The organism is Chloroflexus sp. (assembly GCF_034435895.1).
Lineage (GTDB): Bacteria > Chloroflexota > Chloroflexia > Chloroflexales > Chloroflexaceae > Chloroflexus.
Map to the genome: position 1 here is coordinate 19,443 of NZ_DAOTWH010000351.1, position 24,271 is coordinate 43,713.

21 protein-coding genes are annotated in these 24,271 nt (G+C 60.6%); 7 read left to right on the top strand and 14 right to left on the bottom strand.

Annotated elements, in window-relative coordinates:
* Positions 1–8: 8 nt before the first annotated feature.
* Together rpsR and gatA are read right to left on the bottom strand one after the other, a co-directional pair.
* The gene (rpsR, locus tag U9R81_RS19350; RefSeq protein ID WP_066787774.1) at positions 9–254 is read right to left on the bottom strand and encodes a 30S ribosomal protein S18; all 246 of its coding nucleotides are present in this window, start codon (positions 252–254) and stop codon (positions 9–11) included.
* A gap of 103 nt (positions 255–357) precedes the next feature.
* On the bottom strand, positions 358–1,818 hold the full coding sequence (gatA, locus tag U9R81_RS19355; RefSeq protein ID WP_322497046.1) for an Asp-tRNA(Asn)/Glu-tRNA(Gln) amidotransferase subunit GatA: 1,461 nt from the start codon (positions 1,816–1,818) through the stop codon (positions 358–360).
* 25 nt (positions 1,819–1,843) lie between these two features.
* On the opposite strand from gatA, the gene U9R81_RS19360 reads away from it, so the two are divergent.
* On the top strand, positions 1,844–4,567 hold the full coding sequence (locus tag U9R81_RS19360; RefSeq protein ID WP_322497047.1) for a clostripain-related cysteine peptidase: 2,724 nt from the start codon (positions 1,844–1,846) through the stop codon (positions 4,565–4,567).
* A 268-nt stretch (positions 4,568–4,835) separates the two neighbouring features.
* Here U9R81_RS19360 and U9R81_RS19365 read toward each other — a convergent pair whose 3' ends face one another.
* The 4 genes from U9R81_RS19365 to U9R81_RS19380 all read right to left on the bottom strand — a co-directional run bounded on the left by U9R81_RS19365 (position 4,836) and on the right by U9R81_RS19380 (position 11,374).
* Positions 4,836–6,731: an ABC transporter ATP-binding protein gene (locus U9R81_RS19365; protein ID WP_322497048.1), complete on the bottom strand. Its 1,896-nt coding sequence runs from the start codon at positions 6,729–6,731 to the stop codon at positions 4,836–4,838.
* Complete coding sequence (locus tag U9R81_RS19370) at positions 6,728–8,653, bottom strand: ABC transporter ATP-binding protein (RefSeq protein ID WP_322497049.1); 1,926 nt, start codon at positions 8,651–8,653, stop codon at positions 6,728–6,730. The genes U9R81_RS19365 and U9R81_RS19370 overlap by 4 nt, the downstream gene beginning before the upstream one ends.
* A gap of 50 nt (positions 8,654–8,703) precedes the next feature.
* On the bottom strand, positions 8,704–9,135 hold the full coding sequence (locus tag U9R81_RS19375) for a MarR family transcriptional regulator (protein ID WP_322497050.1): 432 nt from the start codon (positions 9,133–9,135) through the stop codon (positions 8,704–8,706).
* Positions 9,136–9,340: 205 nt separating this feature from the next.
* Positions 9,341–11,374: a S9 family peptidase gene (locus tag U9R81_RS19380; protein ID WP_322497051.1), complete on the bottom strand. Its 2,034-nt coding sequence runs from the start codon at positions 11,372–11,374 to the stop codon at positions 9,341–9,343.
* 234 nt (positions 11,375–11,608) lie between these two features.
* Between U9R81_RS19380 and U9R81_RS19385 the strand changes: the two genes are divergently transcribed.
* Positions 11,609–12,319, top strand: coding sequence for a helix-turn-helix transcriptional regulator (locus U9R81_RS19385; protein ID WP_322497052.1), 711 nt, complete (start codon positions 11,609–11,611; stop codon positions 12,317–12,319).
* 110 nt (positions 12,320–12,429) lie between these two features.
* Positions 12,430–13,563 (top strand): glycosyltransferase family 1 protein, encoded by a 1,134-nt coding sequence (locus U9R81_RS19390; protein ID WP_322497053.1) that lies wholly within the window; start codon positions 12,430–12,432, stop codon positions 13,561–13,563.
* A gap of 14 nt (positions 13,564–13,577) precedes the next feature.
* Here the strand turns inward: U9R81_RS19390 and U9R81_RS19395 are convergent, their stop codons facing one another.
* Positions 13,578–15,041: a GNAT family N-acetyltransferase gene (locus U9R81_RS19395; RefSeq protein WP_322497054.1), complete on the bottom strand. Its 1,464-nt coding sequence runs from the start codon at positions 15,039–15,041 to the stop codon at positions 13,578–13,580.
* A gap of 55 nt (positions 15,042–15,096) precedes the next feature.
* Here U9R81_RS19395 and U9R81_RS19400 point away from each other — a divergent pair, with 55 nt between their 5' ends.
* The gene (locus U9R81_RS19400; protein ID WP_322497055.1) at positions 15,097–15,624 is read left to right on the top strand and encodes a dual specificity protein phosphatase; all 528 of its coding nucleotides are present in this window, start codon (positions 15,097–15,099) and stop codon (positions 15,622–15,624) included.
* On the opposite strand, the gene U9R81_RS19405 is transcribed toward U9R81_RS19400, so the two are convergent.
* From U9R81_RS19405 to U9R81_RS19435, 7 genes are all read right to left on the bottom strand, one after another.
* Positions 15,602–16,507 (bottom strand): DUF2156 domain-containing protein, encoded by a 906-nt coding sequence (locus U9R81_RS19405; RefSeq protein WP_322497056.1) that lies wholly within the window; start codon positions 16,505–16,507, stop codon positions 15,602–15,604. The genes U9R81_RS19400 and U9R81_RS19405 overlap by 23 nt on opposite strands.
* A gap of 83 nt (positions 16,508–16,590) precedes the next feature.
* Positions 16,591–17,220 (bottom strand): uridine kinase, encoded by a 630-nt coding sequence (gene udk, locus U9R81_RS19410; RefSeq protein ID WP_322497057.1) that lies wholly within the window; start codon positions 17,218–17,220, stop codon positions 16,591–16,593.
* A 62-nt stretch (positions 17,221–17,282) separates the two neighbouring features.
* A complete protein-coding gene (locus tag U9R81_RS19415) occupies positions 17,283–17,423 on the bottom strand; it encodes a hypothetical protein (protein ID WP_322497058.1) in 141 nt (46 codons plus the stop codon).
* A gap of 3 nt (positions 17,424–17,426) precedes the next feature.
* Positions 17,427–18,134, bottom strand: a complete 708-nt coding sequence (locus U9R81_RS19420; RefSeq protein ID WP_322497059.1) for a zinc metallopeptidase — start codon at positions 18,132–18,134, stop codon at positions 17,427–17,429.
* A gap of 138 nt (positions 18,135–18,272) precedes the next feature.
* Positions 18,273–18,491: a YtxH domain-containing protein gene (locus U9R81_RS19425; RefSeq protein ID WP_322497060.1), complete on the bottom strand. Its 219-nt coding sequence runs from the start codon at positions 18,489–18,491 to the stop codon at positions 18,273–18,275.
* Positions 18,492–18,650: 159 nt separating this feature from the next.
* The gene (locus tag U9R81_RS19430) at positions 18,651–19,928 is read right to left on the bottom strand and encodes a Glu/Leu/Phe/Val family dehydrogenase (protein ID WP_416180999.1); all 1,278 of its coding nucleotides are present in this window, start codon (positions 19,926–19,928) and stop codon (positions 18,651–18,653) included.
* Positions 19,929–20,046: 118 nt separating this feature from the next.
* Positions 20,047–21,111 carry a M42 family metallopeptidase gene (locus tag U9R81_RS19435; protein WP_322497062.1) on the bottom strand — a complete coding sequence of 355 codons (1,065 nt, stop codon included), beginning with the start codon at positions 21,109–21,111 and terminating at the stop codon, positions 20,047–20,049.
* Positions 21,112–21,318: 207 nt separating this feature from the next.
* Here U9R81_RS19435 and U9R81_RS19440 point away from each other — a divergent pair, with 207 nt between their 5' ends.
* The 3 genes from U9R81_RS19440 to U9R81_RS19450 all read left to right on the top strand — a co-directional run bounded on the left by U9R81_RS19440 (position 21,319) and on the right by U9R81_RS19450 (position 24,146).
* A complete protein-coding gene (locus U9R81_RS19440; protein WP_066787718.1) occupies positions 21,319–21,672 on the top strand; it encodes a metallopeptidase family protein in 354 nt (117 codons plus the stop codon).
* A 32-nt stretch (positions 21,673–21,704) separates the two neighbouring features.
* Positions 21,705–22,952, top strand: coding sequence for a glycosyl hydrolase family 18 protein (locus U9R81_RS19445; protein ID WP_322497063.1), 1,248 nt, complete (start codon positions 21,705–21,707; stop codon positions 22,950–22,952).
* 132 nt (positions 22,953–23,084) lie between these two features.
* Positions 23,085–24,146 (top strand): hypothetical protein, encoded by a 1,062-nt coding sequence (locus tag U9R81_RS19450; RefSeq protein ID WP_322497064.1) that lies wholly within the window; start codon positions 23,085–23,087, stop codon positions 24,144–24,146.
* The last annotated feature ends 125 nt before the right edge of the window (positions 24,147–24,271 follow it).

The following is a 24,271-nucleotide window of genomic DNA, read 5'->3' on the forward strand; positions in this document are numbered from 1 at the left end:
ATAATCGTTTAGCGCGTGTGCGCCGGCGCTGCCGGCAACAGCGCCAGATGGCGCGCGCGCTTGATGGCCACTGCCAACCGGCGCTGCATCTTGGCCGACACGCCAGTGCGGCGCCGCGGCAGGATCTTGCCCTGCGCAGTCAGATACTTCTGCAGACGCTTGACATCTTTATAGTCGGGCACAATTCCCAACTTGGTAAACTCACACTCGCGGCGGCGCGCCCGTGGCCGCCCAACCCCTCGCGAACGGCTCATTGATGATATCTCTCCTTGAATGATCCAATACTGACCGGTCGAGTTTTGATAAACCGCCTCTTAGTATACCACAATCTGCAAGTGTGTGGTGCAGAGTATAAGTTTAGGCCAACACCGGCCGGCGCGTATGCCAATCGGTGATGCGTTGATACGCATCGCCAACCCGCAATAACGTAGCTTCGTCGAATGGCCGCCCGATCAATTGCAACCCGACCGGCAGCCCTTCGCTAAAGCCGCAGGGCACGACGAGCGCCGGCACGCCGGCCAGATTGATCGGCAGGGTACAAACGTCACTGAGATACATCGCCAGTGGATCGTTGATCTTTTGGCCGATGGGAAATGCCACGGTGGGCGAGGTTGGCGTGGCCAAGAGATCTACCTCGGCAAACACCTGCTCGAAATCGCGCTTGATCAAGGTGCGCACCTGTTGCGCGCGCCGGTAGTAGGCATCGTAGTAGCCGGCTGAGAGCGCGTATGTGCCGAGCATAATACGCCGGCGCACTTCGGGGCCAAACCCTTGCCCGCGCGTCTGCTCAATCTGCTCCCACATCGTTTCACCCTCGGCGCGGAAGCCGTAGCGCACGCCGTCGAATCGGGCCAAATTAGCACTAGCCTCGGCGGGAGCAATGATGTAGTATGTAGGCAAAGCATATTTGGTGTGCGGCAGCGACACCTCGACCAACGTTGCACCCTGTTCGCGCAGCGCCTCAATAGCCGCGCGGGTGGCAGCTTCGACACCCGGCTCCATACCCTCCACGAAGTATTCGCGGGGAATCCCGATCCGCAACCCGCGCAGATCACCGGTTAAGGCTGCCGTATAGTCGGGCGTAGGAATAGGCGCGCTAGTGCCGTCACGCGGATCGTGGCCGGCAATGACGTTCATGATCAACGCAAGATCAGCGACTGTCCATGCCATTGGCCCGATCTGATCGAGCGACGAGCCGTAGGCGATCAGGCCATACCGGCTGACCCGGCCATACGTCGGTTTGAGGCCGCTGATACCGCACAAGGCCGCCGGTTGCCGGATCGAGCCGCCAGTGTCGGTGCCGAGGGTGGCCGGCACTTGACCAGCGGCGACTGCCGCCGCGCTGCCGCCGCTGCTGCCACCCGGCACCCGGCTGGTGTCCCACGGGTTGGTGGTGATCTGGTAGGCGCTGTTTTCAGTGCTAGAACCCATGGCAAACTCGTCGCAGTTGAGTTTGCCGATCAGCACCGCGCCGCCGGCAAGCAGCCGCTCGATGACGGTGGCGTTGTAGGGCGGGCGAAAGCCGGCCAAGATGCGCGAGCCGGCAGTCGTTGGCACGCCGTCGGTGCAGATGACATCTTTGATCCCGATCGGGATGCCGTCGAGCGGGCCGAGTGGCTGGCTTTTCCGGCGCCGTTCGTCAGCAGCGCGCGCTGCGGCGAGGGCGGCTTCGGGAGTGAGATGCAGGAAGGCGCGAATCATTGGTTCGGTGGCGTTGATCCGCGCGAGATAGGCTTCGGTGAGTTCTACCGCCGTGATCTCGCCGGCTGCTAACGCAGCTTGCGCGGCGCTCACGGTAAGATGAGAGACTTCAGTCATATCGCCTCCAGCGGAGTTGTGGCGCATGGTCGCTTTATTGTACCAGACTTCAGCGCAGCGTTTGGCGATGGGGCAGCGCCTGATCGCGCTGTTGATCTGCGTTGGGTTGCTCGTGGGTTTCATACCACCGCAGATTGAAGCGGCCTCTGAGCCGCCGCCTGAGCTAGCCAATTTGATCTGCACCGATGCGCTGGCTGATCCGGCGATCAGCCTTACGCCATCGGTCTCGCCGTGGCATACGGTGCGCGAGCAGGTAAACGTTACCTCCGAAAGTATACGGGTCGTTTCGCCGCCGCAGGCGATCTTTCTGACCGAAGATGACGATGGTGATAGCGATGGCAGCGTTGATGTCGATGCCTTCGGCCAGACCTTCACCGTACCGGCGGCTGCCGAGCAGATCATTGGTTCGCTGCGGTACCGGATACCACCCGGTGCGTTGGGGCCGAACGATACGGTGACGTTGTCGTTGAACCTGCCCGATGACCCGACCCCAGCGGGGCGTATCTTCGCCGTCAATCTGCCGCTGAGCGGGAGGGCGGACGGCAATTGGCGCAGCTTTACGTGGGCTGCTACCGATATTACGCCCCTTGTTGAACGCGGTTCGGCGCAATTCGTGATGACGCTGCGCGGCGTGAATGATGGCCCGGCGATTGGCATCTCATTCGATGACATTGAAGCGCAGGTGTGTACCCGCACCATCGCAACGCTCAGCGGGCGAGTGACGCAGCGCAATCGCACAGCACCCGCGCTGGGTAATGCGCAGGTGTTGCTGGTGCGTTACAATAGCAGCGGGCGGCAGGTAGTAGCAACGGCTCACGTCGCGCCAGCCGAAGATGGCTTTCGCTATCAATTCAGTGTGCCGCCATTGCCCGCCGGCGCTGCCTATCAAGTCTGGTTTGCCAATCAGCCGCTTGCGCCTACCCGTGACGAGCAACAGCTAGGGGTGCTGGCCGGGCCGGTGATCACCACGCTTACCGCTGGGCAGGAGGTGACCAATCTCGATCTTGAGTTGAGCACCGTGCGTTTGGTCAATCCTCCACCCAATGCTACCTTGGTATTGGCTCCTGATTCACCGGTGCGGCTCCAGATCGAGCCACGCGGGATCGAGGGCGAAACGTACCAGATTTGCCTCTACGATCCGGCGCTAGTCGTGCCCGAAACTGGCTTGCCGCCCCAATTGTGCAGTCCGGTCTTAACTGCGGACAAGCCATTCTTTGACCTTGTTCCAGCCAGTTTTGCCACATTCCGGCTCCGCTATGGTTATCCGTACCGCTGGTACGCCATCGTGCGCGATCCGCGCGGCACTGCCGCCCTTCCAGCCTATGGCTACAGCTTTGCTGAGCAGACGATTACCTTCTTGCCGGCGACACGCACGGAGCCTTTCCAACCGGCCAGCGATGAAGGATTGCCGGCTGGCGCATCATCAGCCAATTGGACGGTGCTGATCTATGTGGCCGCCGATAACGCGCTGGGTGATCCAGCGCGGATGAGCTTGGTTGCGCAGCCAGCGTTCGAGCTGGAGCGGCTGCGATCGTTGGCGGCATCCTATCCAAATATCTCGATCGTGACCTTCTACGATGGATACGGCAACACTGGCGGCGAGATCTGCGCGCTGCGCGGCAGTGCCGTGGATTGCCGGCAGCAACTCGAACCGAATAGCGCCGACCCGGTGACATTGCGCGAGTTCGTCGAATATGGCTTGCGCCAGTTTCCGGCCAGCCGTACGATGCTGGTGTTGGTGGGGCCGGCCCATCCGGCGTTGGGGGTTGGGAGCGATGAATCGACGATCAACCAACCGGAGATGAGCATCGCCGATCTGGGGGCGGCGCTTACTGCCGCTACCAATGCGAGCGGCAAACGGATCAACCTCGTGCTGATGCAAGCGCCGTTGACGGCTAATCTTACCACAGCGTCGGCTTTGGCTCCTGCCGCCGATTATCTAGTTGCGCCACCCGGCCAGATCTGGCGCATGGCATGGTTGAGGCAGGTATTGCACCGGCTGGTCGCGACCGGCGGCAATGATCCGCGCGCGGTGGCGAACGATTTACCGGTGCTGTATGCGGCGGCGTCGCGTGCCGATGGCGTATTGCGCGAGTATGCGCTGGCCGCGTTCGATCTTGCGCGCGCCGGTGCAGTGCAAACGGCGCGTGATGCGCTGGCTGCCGAGCTGGCGCGGGTGTTGAATGAACGTGGGACTGTCATCCAGCAAGCATTGGCTGAGGTGCGTGCGGCCAGCACCGTCTACGATTCGTCGGGCAATGGCTTGGCTGATAAGATGCGCGATGCAATCGGCGATCAGTATCCTATGCCGGAAGATGCCTTTCTTGATCTCGGTGATTTCATAGCAGCCTTAGCTACTGCTCCCGCTTTGCAAGCCAGCGAATTAGCTCTGGTGCGCGAGAGAACAACCGCTCTTGCTGCCGCACTTGGCGGTTCAACGCCATTCGTGATCAATGCCCGCCGGCAAGCTGCTGGTGTCCCCGGTGTGCCTACGTTGCCTCCCGGCGGCGGTCTGGCCGAGTTCTTCCCCCACTACTCGCTGCTTGGGATGCAGCCGCTCTACGTTGAACGCTTGCTCTACCGCGGTCAAACCGATGCATGGAGCAGTTTTCTGCGCCGTTATCTTTCTAGTGATCGGCCAGTGGGGGTCGGAGGTGTGACGGCTGCGCCTGCCGGTGGCAAGGGGTTGCCATTGATTGCCGGGATCCCGATTGCATACGATTGGTACTTGCCGATTGTGAGCCGGTGAGGGTTGGCTATGGCGTGTACCTGCCGTGACCAACCGCTTGCCGTTGCGCGGGAGGCTTCATGTCATTGCGAGGGCGCGGAGCGCCCGAAGCAATCTCCTGCTTGGGCAGGAGCGGACGCTGAGGGATGGTTCCCATGCTCGCGGGGGATTGCTTCGCCGCGCGTGGGCAGAGCGTTGCTCTGCCCCTACGCTCGGCTCGCAATGACATGCGGAAAGGTTGCGGGGATGGCGTCGCCGCGCGCGGGCAGAGCGTCGCTCTGCCCCTCCGTTACCCCACACGGGCCGGCGCCACGTCTGCACCTTCACTCGCGGTAAATTGCTGCCGGTACAGTTCGTAATACGCGCCGCGCTGAGCCAATAGCTCATGGTGGCTGCCGCGCTCGACGATCTGGCCGTCTTTGATCATCAGCACCAGATCGGCATTGCGGATGGTGCTGAGCCGGTGGGCAATCACGAAACTTGTGCGTCCGGCCAGCATCTGGTCAAAGGCGCGCTGGATGATCCGCTCGGTGCGGGTATCGACGCTGCTGGTCGCTTCGTCGAGGATTAAGATGCGCGGATTGGCCAGCGCGGCGCGGGCAATCGCGATCAATTGGCGTTGGCCTTGGCTGAGACCAGTACCCCGTTCGCCGAGCATCGTCTGGTAGCCGTCGGGCAACCGCTCGATGAACTCGTGTGCGCCAACTAGTTTGGCCGCCGCGATCACCTCCTCGTCGCTGGCGTCCAGCCGGCCATAGCGGATGTTGTTTAGCACCGTATCGGCAAACAGGAAGGTGTCTTGTAGCACAATCCCGATCTGCGACCGCAGACTGGCTGCCGTCACCTCCCGCACGTCGTAGCCGTCAATCGTGACGCTGCCCGCGCTTACGTCGTAAAACCGCGGGATGAGGTTGACCAGCGTCGTCTTGCCAGCGCCGGTCGGTCCGACGATAGCAATTGTCTGGCCCGGTTCGGCTACAAAGCTGAGGTCGCGCAATACCGGCTGGCCCGGTTTGTATTCGGCCCAGACGTGATCGAACACGACCCGGCCCTTGATCGGCCGCAGCGGGCGGGCGTTGTCGGCATCAACCAAATCGGGCTGCGCGTCGAGCAGGCCAAAGATCCGCTCGCCACCGGCAATCGCGTTCTGCACGTTCGTCCACAACGAGGCAATCTGCTGGATGGGCTGGTTAAAGCGCTGCACGTATTGGATGAAGGCGAAAATGGCGCCGAGCGAGATGACGGTTGTGCCGAAGAGGGGAGCATTACGCAGCGCACTGAGCGCACCCACCACGACCACAATTGCGATCGCAACGTACCCTAATGCTTCCAGCACCGGGTTGAGCGCACTGGTGAAGCTGGCGGCGCGAATGTTGGCGTCGCGGTTAGCGGCGTTAGCTCGCTCGAATTGGGCAATGCTCTCGGCTTCGCGGTTAAACGCCTGCACCTCGCGCGCGCCGGCGATGCTCTCTTGCAGACCGGCATTGACGTTCCCCATCTGCTGGCGGCTGGCGCGAAATGCGCGCCGGGCTTGGGTCGAGAAGTAGAACGTTGCGAGGATCATGAACGGTACGACGCTCAGGCTGATCAGGGCGTACGGCAGATTGCTCTGCACCATCGCGTTGATCGTCAACCCAATTTGCAAGAGGCCGTTGACCACGCTCAACAGGGCAAAGCTGAGCGCCTGCTGGATGGTGTCAGTATCGCTGGTGATCCGGCTCATCACGTTGCCGGCCTCGTTGCGAGAGAAATAGCCAAGCGAGAGCTGATGGATATGGGCGAAGACATCTTCGCGAATCTGGCGCAAGGCACGCTGGCCAGTCCAGTTCATGCTAAAGAAGGCCAACCCTTGCAGGAATGCGCCGCCGATGAAGATCACCAACAACCAGCCGGTTAAGCCGGCCAACCCTCCCATCCGGTCGGCGATGGTGGCCGCAGGATTGACTGTCGTGTACCAGCAGGCATCGGCGCGCGGGAAGAGGTAACAGTCCACCGCTTGACCGATCAGTTCAGGCGCTGTCACCTGCAATTGGGCGCTGGCCGTGATCAAGATCAGCGTCAAGGCCACGGCAAACCAATAGGGCCGGAAATAAGGCCAGAAGCGGGCGATGGTCGCCAACACATTCTTTGGCTTCTGCACCTCGGTATTGAGCATGCGGCCGGGGCCGCCAAATCCTCCCATCATAGCGCGGATGCTCCTTCGCCAAGCTGGCCGTTCGGTGACGGCAGGGGGGTGTCTTCGATCAACTGGGAAGCGTAGATTTCGGCATAGATCGGGCTGTTTTCCAACAGCTCGGCATGGGCGCCGCTGGCCGCTAGCCGGCCTTTGTCAAGCACAAGGATCAGATCGGCGTTGCGCACGGTGCTGATCCGGTGGGCAATCACGAAGCTGGTGCGATTGCGCAGCAATTGGTCAAGCGCGCGCTGAATGAGCGCCTCGGTCGCGACATCAACGTTGCTGGTGGCTTCGTCGAGGATCAGCAGGCGCGGATTGAGCAGTAGGGCGCGGGCAATGGCGATGCGCTGTTTCTGACCTCCCGATAGGGTCATGCCTCGCTCGCCGACTCGTGTTTGGTAGCCGTCGGGAAAACTCATAATGAAGTCGTGCGCCGCCGCCGCCTTCGCCGCTGCAATCACCTCTTCGTCGCTGGCGTCGGGCCGGCCAAAGGCGATGTTCTCGCGGATGGTGCCGCTAAACAGGTTGGTCTCTTGCAACACGATCCCGATCTGGCTGCGCAGGCTATCGATCGTCACCTCGCGCACATCGTAGCCGTCAATCAGCACCGCACCTTCGCTCACATCGTAGAAACGCGGGATCAGATTGATAATCGAGGTCTTGCCGCTGCCAGTGGCGCCAAGCAGAGCCACGGTTTGGCCCGGCTCAACCACAAAGCTGACCTCTTGCAACACCGGCGCGCTGCTGTTGAAGTAGCGGAAAGTGACATTGCGGAACTCGACTCTTCCCTGCAACGGTGGCAAGACGATCGCGTTCGGGCGTTCGACAATCTCGCTTTCGGTATCGAGCACCTCGAAGATGCGGGCCGCCGACGCGCCGGCTTGCGCCAGCAGTGCGATGATAAAACCGAGCTGGCCGAGCGGGAAGAAGACATACACCAGATAGAGGCTAAATTTCTGATACTGGCCTAGCTCCAGCGTGCCGTTGAGGATCTGCTGGCCGCCAAAGTAGAGGATTGCCGCTTGGCCGAGCTGGGCAATCAGAAACACGACCGGAAACAGAAAGGCGAAGATGCGATTCACCTTAATCTGCTGCTCCATCAGCGCCGTCGCCGCTTGATCAAACCGTTGTTGTTCGTAGGGTTCGCGGGTAAACGCCTTGACCACCTTAATCCCGGCGATATTCTCTTGCAAAATAGTATTGAGCCGGGCCAGTCGCGCTTGCACTTCCCCGAACAACGGCTGGCTTAGGCGGCCAAAGACGACAAAGACGGCCAGTGCGATCGGCAAAATCGGCAAGATCACCAGCGTCAGTTGCCAGTTAGTGAATGCGAGCACGATCAGCGCGCCGGTGAGGAGCAAAAACGACTGGGCCACCAGCACTAACCCCTGCGCCACAAAGGTGCGCACCCGCTCGACATCATCGGTGGCGCGCACCATGAGCTGCCCGGTCTGGTTACGGTCGTAAAAGCTGAACGACATCCGCTGGATCTTGCTGAAAATCGCGTTACGCAGGTCGAAGGCCAAGCCGTGCGAGGTTTGTTCAGCCATAAACGACTGTAAAAACGAAAAGACGCCGCGCATCACGGCGAAGGCTAAAATCAGCAGAGCCGCGTTGATGACAATTCCTTCGGCATTGGCGGCGTCGCGCTGCAACTGTTCGACGGTCAGGCCGAGTTTAGCGGCAGCGGCAGCCTGAAATGCCGCCGGCACTTCGGTAAGGATGCGGGTAGCGGTAATGCTGCGCGTGACCGCATCGATCATGTTCTGCACCAATTGCGGCACAGCTAGTTGGGCTAAGGTTGCGATTACCAATGCGCTGTAGGCAATTGTCACGGTGCGGCGCTGCTTACCGAGATAGCGAATAGCGCGGATCAGTGCGCCGGGATTGGGCCGGTTAGCCGGCGGTTGGGCGACACGATGAGCTTGCATAGAGGTTCCTACTGGCAGAGTTGCCAAATCTTCCCGCTTTGTTGTTCAGGTCATGTGCGTATCGCGCGTTCGAGCAAATCGAGAAAGAGCTGTTGTTCGGCGTGGCTGAGGCCGGCCAACAACCGTGTCATGTGGCCTAGCCGCTCTGCTTCGAGATCGCGATGCAGCTTGCGTCCGGCCTCGCTCAGCGCCAGCAGCGTGATCCGGCTATCGTCGGGATGCGGGCAGCGTTCGACCAACCCTTTCTGCCCCAACCGGCGGGTAAGGGCCGACAACGACGGCGGCGTAATGCCGAGCGCCTCGGCCAATTCGCGCATCGACAGCTCGCGATCAGGCGCCAACAAACCAAGCAAGCGCACGTGCGACATCGACAATCCCCACTCGCCAAGCTGCTGGAAGAGGGGACTGCGTGGTTGGTTGGCCCGCATGCAGTCGATCAACTGGATCAGACGTTGGGCATTGGCGATGGTGGTTGGATCCATAGGTCAAAACAATTAGTTAGACAAACTAAAAGTATGATACGGCGGCAATGATTGACGTGTCAAATGAGAAACTGGTGAAGGGGCACAGCGCCGCTGTGCCCGTACAGGGGCCGGGGCGCGGGTCGGGTGGGGCGCGGAACGGGGCGCGGGGCCGTTGGTAGAGAAGCACGGCCGTGCGTCGCTACGATCATAACGTGATCGGTATTTATGACCGGCAATACCGGTCAAACCATTCCAACGTCCGTCGCATGTGGTCGGCGCGGTGGCGCGGTTCGCCGCTGCGGGTCAATTCATGGCCTTCGCGCGGGTAGCGCACCAGTTCCACCACCTTCTTTTGGCGGCGGAGGATGGCGAAAAGCTGTTCGGCTTCGCTAATCGGCACGCGATAATCGAGCTCGCCGTGCAAGAGCAGCAGCGGTGTTTGAATCTTGTGGGCATGCGCCAACGGTGAATGATCCCACAGTTCTTCGTATAGCTCCCACGGGTAGCCGCCGAATTCGATCTCGATCAGCTCGTGCGCATCACTGATGCTATGTTGGGTCAGCAGATTGTAAACGCCGCGCGCGGCGACGGCGCAGGCAAAGCGGTCGTCGTGGCCGATCAGCCATACCGTCATATAGCCGCCATACGAACCGCCGGTGACGGCGATGCGGTCTGGGTCAATGTAGCCGCGGGCGACGAGGGTGTCGATCCCGGCCAAAATATCGGGCGCATCGGCTTCACCCCAATTGCCGCGGATCGCGTCGCGCCAGAGTTCGCCGTAGCCTTCGCTGCCGCGCGGGTTGCAGAAGAAAACGACGTAGTCGCGCGCCGCCGCTGTTTGCCATTCGTGCCACATCGAACGAAAACCCGGCCCCCACATCACATGCGGCCCGCCGTGGATATAGACCGCTAATGGATAGCGGCGAGCCGGATCGAAATCAGGCGGGTGCAGCACCCAGCCTTGCACTTCGCTGCCGTCAGGCGCAAGATAGACCAGTTCTTCGATCGGCACAATGATCCGCTGGCGAAGTAGCCGGTCGTTGATCGCCGTCAACCGGCGCTCGTGGCCATCGGCGCTGCGGAAGTAGAGGTCGCACGGATTGTCAGGGCTGCCGGCGACAAACGCGATACTGCCATCACGCCCCACGTCAAATTCGCTGACGATGCGCGGCCCGCTTACTAGCGTGGCCCCATTGCGGTAGGCCGGCGTGCCCGGCAACCCGATCTGGTAGACGTGGGCCTCGCCGCGCCAACCGGCGCTAAACAACACGCCTTGCCCATCAGGCTGCCAGTGGAATTGCTCCACGTTCAAATCGGTATGAGCGGTGAGATCGTGCGGTTCGCCTCCCTCGGCGGGAATAATCGCTACCCGCCGGCCTTCACCGAGCAGCCGTGCTTCATTCAGGCGCAAAAAGGCAATCTGGCTGCTATCGGGCGAGGGTTGCGGGTCAAAGTACGAAAAGCCGGGACTGGTCAGCGCCTGCGGCAGCGATCCATCAAGCGGAATGCGCATCACATCATAGTAGGCAAAGAGCGAATCAGCTTCGGGATCGCGAGTCGCAGTGTTGAGGAGCGCATCGCCAGCGGGCATCCAGACCGGTGCGCTGTAGTGGAGATCGCCGGACGTCAGTCGGCGCGGGGTAGCCGGTGTTTCCTCGTCGCCGATCTCGATCACATAAATGTGCCGCCGCCGATCATCGAAATAACTCGTGCCGCTGCGGTAGGGCAACTTCGTCACCACGCGCGGATCGTTGCGCAGCTCCTCGTCGTGCTGGCGCTGCTCACGGGCGCGCCGGGCCTCCCATGCATCAGCCGGCGGCGGCAGTGTCCCGCTATCTTCCCGCGCTTGCTCTTCAGCGTTCACCGGCGAAAGGAACGCGAGCCATCGCCCGTCCGGGCTCCATGCCGGATCACTCGCGCCGTTGGGCATACTGGTGACTTGACGGGCCTCGCCGCCATCAACCGGCATCAAGTAGATCTGGCCCCGTTCATCGTCGCGGTTCGAGACGAATGCCAGCCACTTACCGTCAGGACTCCAGCGCGGCTGGCGATCCTGCTTGGCGCGCGTAAACCGGCGCAGCGGCCCGCCAGCGGTTGGAACCAACACGATCTGGCGACGATAGCTATTGTTGAACCGATCGACCGTAACCCACACGGCTGCCGCCATACCCCCATCATGGCTCAGGCGCGGGTCTTCCAGCCATCCCAGCTCGTAGAGGTCGTCGATCGTAAAGCGACTAGGGATCGGGGTTGTCATGTGCGGTCCTGCAATTATGAAACCGGTGCCAATACCTTGCTATTGTAACACACTTCTCTGAGCATGTCACTTTGATGTTTTTGTTAGAAAGTATCAAATGACCACAACAAAAACCTTGACATTTTAGCGATATCCAACTATAATCCTACAATAGCGAGCGTGATTAAAGATGTTTTTGCAATTTCTTGCGTAATCATAGGATGAGAACTACTGATAACGAAAGGATTGCCTCCGGTGAGCACGTCCGATCAAAAGATGCCGCTTTCGGTGCTCTTGTTCCATGCCGCGATGCAACGGCGAACATCGCTGGCTGATTTTGCCGGGATGCTGGGGATCAGTGTCGCCACCTTGCGCTCGTACCTGTTTGAAGCAGGCGCGCGTTCCCGGATGCGCAGCAAAACGGTTGAGCAGATGGCGGAAGTCTTGAATATGCCGGCCAGCGAAGTCCGTGAACGGTCTGAATTATTGCCTTACGCTGGGCAAACATTTGGTGAGTGGTTGAAAGAGCAGATGCAAGGCCGGTTTACCCGCGCGAGCCTATGTACCGCCACTAAAATCAGCGACAGCGCGATGAAAAACTATATCAACGGCCAAACCACGCCCGATCCCGATAACGCGATGAAACTGGCCGAAGTGTTGGGCGCTGATTCGCTCGAGGTGGCATACCTGATCATCGCGACTGAATTGAGCCAGCGTGGCGTTGCGTTGCCGCCGGCGCCGAGCCATGAGGCGGAGACTACGGTAGCGTTGGCGGCGGCGGCTCCTACACCTGTGGTTGCTTCGCCAAACTCGGTAGATGCGCCGGTAGCAGATTCGGTCGCCGACGAAGCAATTATCCATGCCTACGCTGAACAGAAGTTGCTCAATCTGTGGCGGCGCTTGCATCCCCAAGGTCGCCGGGCGACGTTGACCTATATGGCATCGCTACTGGTTGAGGAAATCTAGGCTGATGGATGGGGCAGTACGGGCGGGCGCCAAGCCCGCCCTTGCGCTACCGCGACCCTTGTGCCTCTACGTTATATCTGCATGATCACAAATGATCGCACCTTGCCCTCATGTTGCCGCTTCGCATCGGTTTTGATGCTCGCTATGCCAGCGACCACTTTCCCGGCATTGGCCGTTATATTACCGCGCTCTTGCCGGCCCTAAGCGAACTGATCGCGCCTCATCGTCTGTTTGTACTGGTCAATGCCGGGCAAGCATTGCCGCCGTTATCCGATGCTGTCACCGAATACATCACCGTGCAGAGCGGCCCTTTTGCGCTGGGCCAGCAGTTTGAAATACCGTTGCTGGCGCGCCGGTTGCACCTCGCTCTCTTGCATTCGCCCTACATTGTCAAACCGTATCTGCTGCCTTGCCCCTCGGTCGTAACCATCTACGATGTCTTGCCGTTGCGCTATCCGCACACCCTGACCCCGCGCGGACGGTGCTTCTACCGCTGGTCATTGCGGCTCGCGGCCCAGAGCGCGCGCAAGCTGATCACCATCTCAACGGTTTCGCGTGATGATTTGGCCTTTCATCTCCGCATTCCGCGCGACCAGATCGCAGTGACGCCGCTGGCCGCCGCGCCGGGTTTTGCCCCGCAGCCGGTGGATGAGATTACCGAGGTGCGGATGCGCTACGCTCTGCCGCGCCACTATGTGTTGTACGTCGGCTCAAACAAGCCACATAAGAATATCGACCGCCTTGTCCGGGCCTGGGAACGGGTGCTGCCGGATTTGCCAGCGGCCTTTGCCGATGCCGTGCTGGTGATTGCCGGCAAATTTGACCGGCGCTACCCGTTGCCAATGGTGATTGCTGCTGACCGCGGTGTGAGCGACCGGGTCACGGTATTGGCGAATGTTGCCGAAGCCGATTTGCCGGCACTCTACAGCGGGGCATTGCTGTTTGTCTTCCCCTCGTCGTATGAGGGCTTTGGCTTGCCGCCGCTCGAAGCCATGGCCTGCGGCGTTCCAGTGGTCTGCGCGTATGCCGGTAGCTTGCCAGAGGTGGTTGATGAAGCCGCGCTGACGGTTGATCCGCACAGCATGCACGAGATCGCCGAGGGCATCTTGCGTGTGCTCCGCTCGCACGATCTGCGAGAGCTGCTGCGCCAGCGCGGGTTGCGCCGGGCGGCGCTCTTCTCATGGCGCGTGACGGCGCAAGCGACGCTGGCAGTGTACGAGCAGGTAGCAGCCAGCGCGCGGTAATCCATTGCCAGTTCCTACGGTTCGGGCGCGCTGAGCAATGTGGCATTCACCCACCCCTCGGCGCCGGCGCTCACCCGTTCGGGAACGCAGTTGCCGGCAGTTTCGACCACCCGCAACCGGTACCAACGATTGGCGTCGTTGGTTTGCTCTTCTAACAATACCACCCGATCACCCACACACACTTGCCCAATCACCGTTTCAGCGGCGACACGCGGTTCACGCCGGATATTGCCGCCGTTAATCACTTGCGCGCGGCCAAGGATTGGCTCTGGCGTCGGAGTAGGTGTTTCGGTTGCGGTTGGCGTTGCGGTTGGTGTTGCCGTAGCCGCCGGAATGGCGCTCTGCGTAGCTGCTTGTTGAGCGGTTGCTCGCGCCTCACGGGTTTGCAGCGCAATTTGGGTTTGGCGGGCAATGGCCCGGCTCGTTTCCAGTTGGTCGATGACGAGGGGCGTGAGTCCAATCAGACCAACGATGATCATCCCTATCACGAGCGCTGCGATGAGCGTGCTAAGCGGGCCGCGCTGGCGTTGGCGCCGTTCAAACAGCCGATTCCAGTCGCGCGGATCAGTTTTCGGTGGCACGGTTCTCCCTCTCTGCAACCAGCGGCAGAGCACCGGCTGGCGTTCACCGGTCGGCGCAAAGCCAAACCAGCGATACAGCCGCTGGGCATGATGGTTGTACGCTTGGGTGTTGAGAGTGAGCAACTCGGCGCCGGCTTCAGCCGCATAGGCGACGAATTCGGCCAATAATCGTACACCGATGCCGCGTCCGCGCACATTGGGATCGACCGCGATCCGCACCAAGTGTACCAATCGGCCGCCAAAATGGCTGGTGGCATAACTGTATCCCGCTAGCTGCCCGTTGAGTTCAGCGACCACGAAAAACGACCCATCGGCAATGGCCGGCGCGAGAATGCTTTCGTCTTTGACCCATTGCGGTTCAAAGCAACGCATGTCGAGTTGCAGCACTTCGGCTAAATCAACGGCTTGGACGGGGCGAACTTGCACATCGCGATTGCCATTGGCGGGAATTTCCCAGTCGCGTTTTTCATAGACGACGACATCAGTTTGATGGTAGTACCCGGCCTGTTCTAACAGCGGGCGCAGCCACTGATTTGACTGGTCATCGCCGGCATAATAGAGGTGGGTAATGGCCTGTTGGCGGGCGACTTGTTCGAGCGCAGGCGCGACTCGCGCTACTGCCTCGCGCGGTTGGAGCCGTTCGCTCACCGCGAGCACGCGTAGCCATGCCACCTGATGAATGGGCCGGCCCAGCACGGCCGCCGCCAACACTTCACGTTCAAGCTGCATCACGACCGCCCGCCCTTCTTCGACGGCAGGGTAGAGTTCGCTGCCGGCGGCGGCGGCAAAGCGGCGGCTGGCGGCGTTCAAGAGATGGCTGACCGCCGTGACGTCGGCTGGCTGGCTTGGCCGGACAATGGCTGCGCTGAGATCAATTGGTTTGCGAAACGGCCACATACTTGTGCTACCATACACATAGAGGTCTGAAGTTGTATTGTACCAGAGAAGCGCAATGATCAACCGGGTGCGCCAGTATTTTTCCACGCAGTGGCAACGATTCTTTGGTCTGAACATTACCCCGATCACGCCGATGTTGTTTGTCGGCGGGCAATTTCATCCGCAGCAGTGGCCGTCGATTTACGCGCTAGGGGTACGTGCAGTCCTTTCGTTGCAGGCCGAACGAGCTGATGTGTTTAGCGGGCCATTGCCTACGCGCAGCTTACGTCTCCTAGTGCCAGATTTTCATCCGCCGACCATCGAGCAACTCGATGAAGGGGTGCATTTTATGGCCCATGCCATTGGCGATGGCCTGCCGGTCTTCGTCCATTGCCATGCAGGCGTAGGCCGGGCGCCGATGATGGCGGCGGCCTATCTGATGGCTCGCCACGGCCTCGAGCATCGCGCGGCGTTGGCAACGTTGCGTATCGCGCGCCCGATCATTCGTCCGAACCGCCGGCAGTTGGGCCGATTGCGCGAGTATGAGCGGCTCTTGCGCCAGCGCCGCCACAGTAGCCGCGCTACGCCGCCTGCCGGCGATTGAAACCGCTGGCAGCTAGTTCTAGACATCCCGATACGGTAAAGAGATCTACCAGCGCCAGCAACGGCAGGCAGGGCCGGGCGCACAGGTAGACGGGCCGCCAGTGAGGCGCAAACTTGGCCTTAAACCGGTACAGGCCATCAGCATCATACACGGCGGCCATTTGCCTGCCGGCGAGCGTAATGAGCCATTCAAGCGGGCGCAAATGAGGCTCAAGATGGCGGAAGGGCGCTTCATTGAGGCTAAGGGTCTGGCATCCTTCGCTGCGAAGCTGATGGCCGGCTGTGGCGAAGATGGCTTCCATGACCCCCGCTGGTGCGTGTGGCCGGCGCAGCATCAATTCGGTGACGGCGGCAGTGGGAGATGGCTGGGTGAGCAGTACTGCACCTTGCCAATCCCCATCACGGTCAATAAAGACAAACAGGCGCGTTTCCGGTTCAAATGTCGCGCGAAAGAGATAGCGGAGTTGCGGGCGCTGGCCGTGGCGCGCTTCGCGGGCCAGCCAGCGCAACCGGGCAACGGCGGTTGGGCTCCACGGGATTTCATAGACGCTGCCGAAGCGGGCGGCGGCGCGTGCCATTTTGCGCACGGTGCGCCGGTGCAAGCTTTCACCGGTGAGATCGATCACGCCTTCTATGCCGACCCGCACTGTTTCCCAACCGGCGCGGGCCAACCGCTGCGCTAATCCTGCCGGGCAGCCGCGTAGCAAGAGGCGGGCATGCTGGTCGTGCTCGTGGTGGAAGGCGCTGAAGTGGCCGTTCGCCGGCATTGTGGCGTAAGCCAGCCATGTAAAGCCAGACAACGGCAATCGCACCCGCTGGACGCGCGGTGCAGTGAGCACGGCGCGCGTCCAGCTTAGGGGCAGCTCATCACTTTCAGATAGCAAGCTTAACGGCATCGTGGTTCGCAACCGGCGCTAGACTGATCGAATTGCTCTCACATGTAGTTTGCGCTCGGTTGCGAATTGTGTCAAGCAGTTGCTTGCAAGGCGGCTTCGATCCGCGCCACGACCATATCGATCGCGATCGGATTGCGCCCGCCGCCGGGGAAAATGACATCAGCGTACCGCTTCGTCGGTTCGACAAACTCAAGATGCATCGGGCGCACTGTCGCCAAATATTGCTCAATGACCGACTCAACCGAGCGTCCGCGCTCGGCAATGTCCCGTCGCAGCCGGCGGATGAAGCGTAAATCGGCATCAGTATCAACAAACAGTTTGATGTGCATCCGGCGGCGCAACACCGGTTCGTAGAAGATCAAAATGCCTTCGACCAAGATGACTGGCCGCGGTTCGATCCGCTCGGTTTGCGGCAGGCGCACATAAGTGGCGTAGTCATAGGTCGGCAGATCGATCGCTTGGCCAGCGCACAAGGCATCGAGATGCGCCACTAACAGATCATTGTCGAGCGCGTCAGGGTGGTCGAAGTTGAATTTGGCCCGCTCGGCGAGCGGCAGATGGCTCAGGTCTTTGTAGTAGCGGTCGTGATCGATGTGGGCGATGCGGTCGGCGCCGACTCGTTGCAGAATCGCCTGCGCGACGCTGGTTTTGCCGCTAGCACTGCCGCCGGCGACGCCAATAATGATGGGATTGGCATTCATACTGCAAACATCAATAAAAGAGCATCGTAGGGGCAGAGTAACGTTCTCCCCCTACGATGCTGCTACACCGTCTGCGATTCCGGTTTTGATGGCTCGCCTAAAATCTTGTTCGTCAAATAGGCCGCCAACCACGCGGCTGCCAAGCTCAACACGAGGCTGATCAAGCCATGCACCAACTTTCGGCGCAATTCTTCCTCTGTCATGCGTTAATCCCTCCGTCGCATCAAAATTGTCACGAAGTAGAGCAACTGCGCGATCGCTTGCGCTGCCGCCGCCACATAGGTCAACGCTGCCGCGTTGAGCACGGCATTCACCCCTGCCGCCTCTTGCACCGTCACTAACCCAGCGCGCTGGAGCATCTCGCGCGCGCGCGCGCTGGCATTGAATTCAACCGGCAGCGTCACGAGCGTAAAGGCAACCGCGGCGCTAAACAAGATCACGCCAACGACCGCTAGTTGGAAACCGAACCGGCTGCCGCCGCCGGCGCCGAGCAACATGCCGATAAAGAACAGCCACGTGCCGAGTTGCGAGCCGATGTTGGCGAACCCAACGATGCCCGATCGCACGCGCAACCACGCATAGCCCTCTTTGTCTTGCGCGGCGTGGCCCAACTCGTGGGCAACGATCGCCATTGCGGCGACCGACGGTTGCACTGATCCTTCCGAGAGGCGAATGACCTTGCTCGCAGGATCGTAGTGGTCGGTCAACATGCCGGGAATGGTCTCGACGCCAACATGATCGAGGCCTTCGTTGCGCATCAAGATGCGAGCAACGTCAAAACCATTCAGCCGCCGCATGTTGGCGACCTGCGACCATTTATTAAAGGCCGACTGGACCTGAAATTGGGCCCAGAGGGCGAAGAGCATCGCTGGCACAGCAAAGAGAAGATAGGTTGGATCGAAAAAGAATGGCATAGGAGCCTCCCTTGAACGCTGAGATGCGGTACTTGTCCGCTGTTGTGCTCAGTATACCACTCTCTTGCATGAGAAGAGTGTTGGTGAAATGTTTGAGTTTTGCAAAAGCGATGAGGCTGGCAGAGCAGTGCAGCGCGTTCACAAGGGTTGCTCGCCGGTCAGTGTGTGGCGGGCCTGCCCCAGCCACGCTTGGGTGCGTTCGGCCAACCATGCGCGGAGCGCCGGCCCGCTGCGGGGCATCAACAGGGCCGCTGCGGCGGCGCCGCCGATCATCCCGAGCAGCAAACCGGTGATGAAGCGCCGGCCATTGGTGCGGCGCGGGATCAAGCTGTCGATCATCGTGTCGAGGTCATCCATAGCAACTCTACTCTGTACAGGAATGCTACGCTTGCATCCAAGCATACTACAGAGAGTGCGGCAGTCAACCTGCCGCACTCCAAAGCAATCCTATCATCAAAATCATAGCGCATCGCCGGCGATCGTGTACCGGCCGCACCCGCATGCGGCCTGATGGCGCTACGGATAGATCCCGCGCGTGGTCACTGCATCACCCACCCGCTGGATCGCCAGCATATAGGCGGCGGTGCGCAGATCAACCTGTCGCTCTGCCGCGACGCGCAACACTTGCTGCAAGGCATTGGTCATTACCCGGCGCAATTGGGCATTGACCTCGCGTTCGCTCCAGAAGAACTCTTGCAAGCCTTGCACCCACTCGAAGTAGCTGACCGTGACGCCGCCGGCGTTGGCCAGAATGTCGGGGATCACGAGACAGCCGCGGTCGTACAAGATGGCATCAGCAGCTTTGGTGGTCGGGCCATTCGCCGCTTCGGCGATGATCTGCGCTTTGATCCGGCTGGCGTTTTGGGCCGTAATGACGCCGCTCAACGCTGCCGGCACCAGCACATCACACTCGACTTCAAGCAACTCCTCGTTGGTCAGCGAGTCGGCGTTCGCGGCGCCGGCCACGCTGCCGGTGCGCGTTTTGTGCGCCAGCACCGCTTCGACGTCGAGGCCGTGCGGATTGTAGACACCGCCACGGCTATCGCTCAGGGCGACCACTTTCATACCCAACGCAACCGCTTCCCTCGCTACAGTTGAGCCAACGTTGCCGCACCCCTGAATAGCGAGCCGGATCTCAGAAATCTTCAAGCCAAGATGCTGTGATGCGGTTGTGAGCACGTACGTCAACCCGCGTCCGGTCGCTTCAAGCCGGCCTTCCGAGCCGCCAATATTGATCGGCTTGCCGGTGACGACTGCCGGCACGGTATGGCCCTGATGCATCGAGATGGTGTCCATGATCCACGCCATAATCTGGGGGTTGGTACCGATGTCAGGCGCGGGAATATCGCGCTCAGGGCCGATGACGACGCTGATTTCGGTGGCGAAGCGGCGGGTCAGCCGTTCGATCTCGCCGAGCGAGAGCTGTTTAGGATCGACGATCACCGCGCCTTTAGCGCCACCGTAAGGTAAGCCGGCCAACGCGCACTTCCACGTCATCAACATCGCCAAGGCGCGCGTCTCGTCCAGCCTGACTGCGGGATGGTACCGGATGCCGCCCTTCGTTGGGCCGCGGGCTAGATTGTGTTGGACGCGGAACCCTTGGAATACTTCGATGCGGCCATTATCGCGTTTGACGGGAAAGTTAACGGTCAGCTCGCGCTGCGGGGCGCGTAAGATGGCACGGAGACGGGCCGGCAGATCGAGCAGATCGGCGGCTTCGTCAAATTGTTGCTGGACGGTGCGTAGCAGATCGGCGCCTTCAGAGGGCGCAGCAGTGTGGATTAGATTAGTCATCACCATGATGATTTATCCCTCTCCAACGAGTAAGGACGGCCGGCGCTGGCCGATCGCGACAACGGCGGCGCGACGGTTGCAATTGTACCATAATTGCATGGTATTTGTGGAATAATATTTATTCATCAGCCGGAATAAATTCAGTAACACTCGCTACCGAATGAACAAACGCGGCGATCAGTTTGACCGCATGCGCCACATCGCTGATCTCAATCATCTCATTTGGCGAGTGCATATAGCGATTGGGGATCGAGATTACTGCGCTGGCGATGCCGCCGCGCACGTGATGGATAGCGTCGGCGTCGGTGCCGGTGTAGCGTGGCGCAATTTGGACATTGTACGGGATCGACTCGCGTTCGGCCAATTCGACCAGCCGGCGGAAGACGCGGCCACTGTTCGCCGAACCGCGTGAAAGCACCGGCCCGCCGCCGAGCTTCACCGTATTCCACTGGCGCTGATCAGCGTCGGGATGGTCAGTGGCGAAGGTGACATCAACCACAATCGCCACTTGCGGGTCAAAGCTGAACGCAGCAGTGGTGGCGCCACCGAAGGTAATCTCTTCCTGCGTGGTCGCCACGGCGGCAACGCAGGCTGCCGGACGGTTTTGGCTGAGCAAGCGCAACGCTTCCAGCACGGTAAACGCCCCGATCCGGTTATCGATCGAGCGGCTGACGAGGCGCCCGCCGCGCAATTCATATACCGGCGCGTCGATCACGCCAGCATCGCCGACCTGCACCAATTCAGCCGCTTCGTCACGGCTCGTAGCGCCAATATCGATCCACATCTGCTCGATCTTGGTGGCTTGATTGCGCTCCTCTGGTTTCAGCAAATGGATCGGCTTCTTGCCGACGACGCCGAGCACTTCGCCGTGCCGGCCTAGCAAGCGCACGCGCTGCCCGATCAGCACCTGTGCATCCCAACCGCCAATGGGGCTGAAGTAGAGAAAGCCATTCTCATCGATATGGCTGATCATGATGCCGATTTCGTCAATATGACCAGCCAACAAAATGCGCGGCCCGCTGCCTTCGAGCACGGCAAAGCTATTGCCAAGCACATCGCTGTACACTTGATCGGCGAACGTGCGCGCCTCAGCCCGCCACACCCGCGCTGCCCGATCTTCGTCGCCCGATGGCCCCGGTGCGCTCAGCAGGCGCTTGAGAAATGCGATTTGCGTGTCTTGCATGGGGATGATCCTTACCTATCCTGTTGCGAGGACGTATAAAAACGAGCTGTTATAGTAACTCTCATGTAAGTGTTGCCGATTTTTCGCTCGCCCGATCAGACCAATATGCGTTTTGGGCCTTGTGAAAACCGGCAAAATGCTTGACGCCATTTGACCGCGGCCAGTATAATAAATTGTGGCATTACATTATACTCGATAGCAAACGCAATGGAAAAACCCGACTTTGCTGATTTGGTCGCTGAAGTCATCGCGAGCTTGCCCCCTGCCTTTGCGCGCCATCTCGAAACGGTCGAAGTGGTGATTGCGCCGCGCCCAAGCCGCGAACAACGACGCGCGCTTGGCTTGAAGCCTTGGCAGACGATTTATGGCCTCTACGAGGGGGTGCCGCTCACCGAGGAGTATGATGCGCCGGCGGTGATTACTATCTTCCAAGAGCCGCTCGAACGCGATTTTCGCACCACGGCGGCGCTGCGCGAGCAGGTGCGGCGCACTGTCTTGCACGAAATTGCCCACCATTTCGGGATTAGCGATGAGCGGTTGCGCGAGTTGGGTGCCTACTAAGCGAGGATCGGTTGTCGTTCGAGAGGTAGCGCGTGCGGATCAGCACGATTATCACCGGAATCATGTATATTGGCGCGTTGGCGATTGCCGGTCTTTTGCTCTGGCAGACCGTGCAGATGTCGAGCGCGCTCATTGCGCTCTCGGCGAATGCGCCAACGCCAACGGTTGCGATAGCTCCCACTGCCACCGCAGCGCCATTGCTGGTGTTGCCCACACCGGTGCCGCCGACGCCACTGCCTACTGCCGCGCCGCCCCAACCGGAAACGGTCGGGTATCATCCCAAGAGCGGGCGCTATATTGCGGTCTGGCTGCCGCCGGATTTTGAAGGTGATGCGCGTGAGTCGTTTTTCGCCAATGTCGATATTATCGACGACATTAGCCCGTTTTGGTATACCACTGACGCGAGCGGGCGGCTCTATGGCCGGCGCGATGATGATCTGGTGCGGATTGCGCACGAAAACAACGTGCGTATCATCCCCTCGATTCATAACGTTAGCAACCCCGGCGCGGTGGTGCCGGTGTTGACTAATCCGCAATTACGCGCGCGCCACATCCAAAACATTGTTGATGAGGTGTTGGCGCGCGGTTACGATGGGATTGATATTGATTATGAATCGCTCGCCCCTTCGCTGCGCGACGATTTTACCGCGTTTATCGTTGATCTTGCTGCGGCCTTGCACGCGCACGGCAAGCTCTTGACGGTCGCCGTCCACGCTAAAGATCGTGATGATGGCGGGTTGGGTGCGTTTCAAGATTGGCGCGCGATCGGGCCGCATATTGATCAATTGCGGATTATGACCTACGATTACCACTGGCGCGGGTCAGGGCCGGGGCCGGTCGCGCCAGCCTACTGGGTTGAAGCTGTCGCCAATTATGCGCGCGAAGTGGTCGATCCGGCCAAGGTGCTGATCGGCGTTCATTTCTACGGCTACGATTGGCCGCCCAACGGCAATGCTACGGCTCGGCCTTGGAAGATTATCGAAGAGATCATCAACGAGTATCAACCAACAGTGAGCTTTATCGAACGCAATGCCCGCGGGCGGGTCGGCGAGAGCACCTTTACCTATCGCACCAGCGCCGGCACGCGCACCGTGTGGTTTATGACCGATACTGGCCTTGCCGATAAGATCGCAGCGGTGCAGAAGCTTGATTTGGCGGGCATTGCGATTTGGCAATTGGGGTACGAACGGCCAGAATATTGGCAGACGGTACGCGCCAATTTAGTGCAGGATTCAACGTTGATTCAACGGGCATTAAACGCCTTATTGCCGAAACACTAGGAGGGACGCACGGCAGTGCGCCCCCGGCGGTGCGTCCCCCGGCAGTGCGCCCCGGTGATCGGCGTAACCGTCAATCGGAAATCGTAGCGACGCACGGACGCGCGTCTCAGATTACATATATCGGACTGTACCATGACCACCACCGCAGGCGAACCTAGTGTCCGGACCAATCCAACCGAAGCGCGTGATCTCGTCGATCGCGGCATTGCAGCGGCGCGCGGCGGGCAGCGCCGGGTTGCTGCCGGTCTGCTGGCGCGCGCGCTCAAGCTCGATCCCCGCGATGAACGGGCATGGCTGTGGTTGAGCGGTGTGGTTGACGATCCAGCGCAGCGCGCTTTCTGTTTGCAAGCCGTTTTGCGCATTAACCCTAATAATCCCCACGCTCGTCGCGGTCTGGCCTATCTCGAACGGCAAGGCACGACGACTGCGCGCCCGATCGCTGATCTCGCGTCGCCATCGTCGCCGGAGCCAGCCGCCGATGCCGCGCCTGCTCCTCCTCCCACGCCAACCGCGCAAGCTCGCGATTGGTGGGTTCAGTGGCGCTGGCAGCGTCGCGAAGCGTCGCGGGTGCGGATAGTGTTGTGGGTATTGCCCATTGTGTTGTTGGCGGTGGCGCTGATTTTACATCAGAGTGTGAGCATCGCCCGCGAGCGCGCGCTTGCGGCGCTGGCTGCCGAGCAAGAACCGGCCTTTACCGTCGAAACCGCTCTGGTGACGCCGCTTGCGACTCCCACCCCCATTCCGGCGCTGGAAGCCGAGCCGCTCGCCGTCGTCGAGAGTCTCACCGTGTCGTACCTGACCGCGATCGATGCGATCCGTGCCGATCTGCGCACTGCCACGGCTGCCTATCGGCAAGAGACGAGCCAGCCCGGCGGCGCGTCGATCAACCACGTGGCGGCAACCCAACGGCTGCGAGCGACGGTGGCGCAGGCGCTGGCTAATCTGGGCGAACTGCGCGCGCCGGGAGTGTTGTTGCCGGCTCACGAAGATTACCGGCAGGGGCTTGAGCTCGAGCTGGCCGGCCTCGATGCCATCCTCGACTTCTACAGCACCTACGATGTGGCAAACGCCAATCGCGCCGCACTCCGCTTCCAAGAGGCGCGCGCGTTTATCGAGCGCGCCCAAGCCGGCTTTCAAGCTCAGCGCCAGCTCCTCGGCGAGATGAGCCTCATGAGCGCGTACACGATTCGCTGATGGGCATACCTCTTGCTCGGATCGCAAGAATGGCCCCGCCCTAGCCCTCCCCCGCTGGAGGGGGGAGCAATGTCGCCTAGCACTGCCGAGCCTGTTTGTCATTGCGCGGGCGCGTAGCGCCCGCA

What these genes read in the sequence shown, in the direction of transcription:
- rpsR (WP_066787774.1), bottom strand. Translation starts at nt 254, where the DNA reads ATGAGCCGTTCGCGAGGGGTTGGGCGGCCACGGGCGCGCCGCCGCGAG.
- gatA (WP_322497046.1), bottom strand. Translation starts at nt 1,818, where the DNA reads ATGACTGAAGTCTCTCATCTTACCGTGAGCGCCGCGCAAGCTGCGTTA.
- U9R81_RS19360 (WP_322497047.1), top strand. Translation starts at nt 1,844, where the DNA reads ATGGTCGCTTTATTGTACCAGACTTCAGCGCAGCGTTTGGCGATGGGG.
- U9R81_RS19365 (WP_322497048.1), bottom strand. Translation starts at nt 6,731, where the DNA reads ATGATGGGAGGATTTGGCGGCCCCGGCCGCATGCTCAATACCGAGGTG.
- U9R81_RS19370 (WP_322497049.1), bottom strand. Translation starts at nt 8,653, where the DNA reads ATGCAAGCTCATCGTGTCGCCCAACCGCCGGCTAACCGGCCCAATCCC.
- U9R81_RS19375 (WP_322497050.1), bottom strand. Translation starts at nt 9,135, where the DNA reads ATGGATCCAACCACCATCGCCAATGCCCAACGTCTGATCCAGTTGATC.
- U9R81_RS19380 (WP_322497051.1), bottom strand. Translation starts at nt 11,374, where the DNA reads ATGACAACCCCGATCCCTAGTCGCTTTACGATCGACGACCTCTACGAG.
- U9R81_RS19390 (WP_322497053.1), top strand. Translation starts at nt 12,430, where the DNA reads ATGTTGCCGCTTCGCATCGGTTTTGATGCTCGCTATGCCAGCGACCAC.
- U9R81_RS19395 (WP_322497054.1), bottom strand. Translation starts at nt 15,041, where the DNA reads ATGTGGCCGTTTCGCAAACCAATTGATCTCAGCGCAGCCATTGTCCGG.
- U9R81_RS19400 (WP_322497055.1), top strand. Translation starts at nt 15,097, where the DNA reads ATGATCAACCGGGTGCGCCAGTATTTTTCCACGCAGTGGCAACGATTC.
- udk (WP_322497057.1), bottom strand. Translation starts at nt 17,220, where the DNA reads ATGAATGCCAATCCCATCATTATTGGCGTCGCCGGCGGCAGTGCTAGC.
- U9R81_RS19415 (WP_322497058.1), bottom strand. Translation starts at nt 17,423, where the DNA reads ATGACAGAGGAAGAATTGCGCCGAAAGTTGGTGCATGGCTTGATCAGC.
- U9R81_RS19420 (WP_322497059.1), bottom strand. Translation starts at nt 18,134, where the DNA reads ATGCCATTCTTTTTCGATCCAACCTATCTTCTCTTTGCTGTGCCAGCG.
- U9R81_RS19425 (WP_322497060.1), bottom strand. Translation starts at nt 18,491, where the DNA reads ATGGATGACCTCGACACGATGATCGACAGCTTGATCCCGCGCCGCACC.
- U9R81_RS19430 (WP_416180999.1), bottom strand. Translation starts at nt 19,928, where the DNA reads ATGACTAATCTAATCCACACTGCTGCGCCCTCTGAAGGCGCCGATCTG.
- U9R81_RS19435 (WP_322497062.1), bottom strand. Translation starts at nt 21,111, where the DNA reads ATGCAAGACACGCAAATCGCATTTCTCAAGCGCCTGCTGAGCGCACCG.
- U9R81_RS19440 (WP_066787718.1), top strand. Translation starts at nt 21,319, where the DNA reads ATGGAAAAACCCGACTTTGCTGATTTGGTCGCTGAAGTCATCGCGAGC.
- U9R81_RS19450 (WP_322497064.1), top strand. Translation starts at nt 23,085, where the DNA reads ATGACCACCACCGCAGGCGAACCTAGTGTCCGGACCAATCCAACCGAA.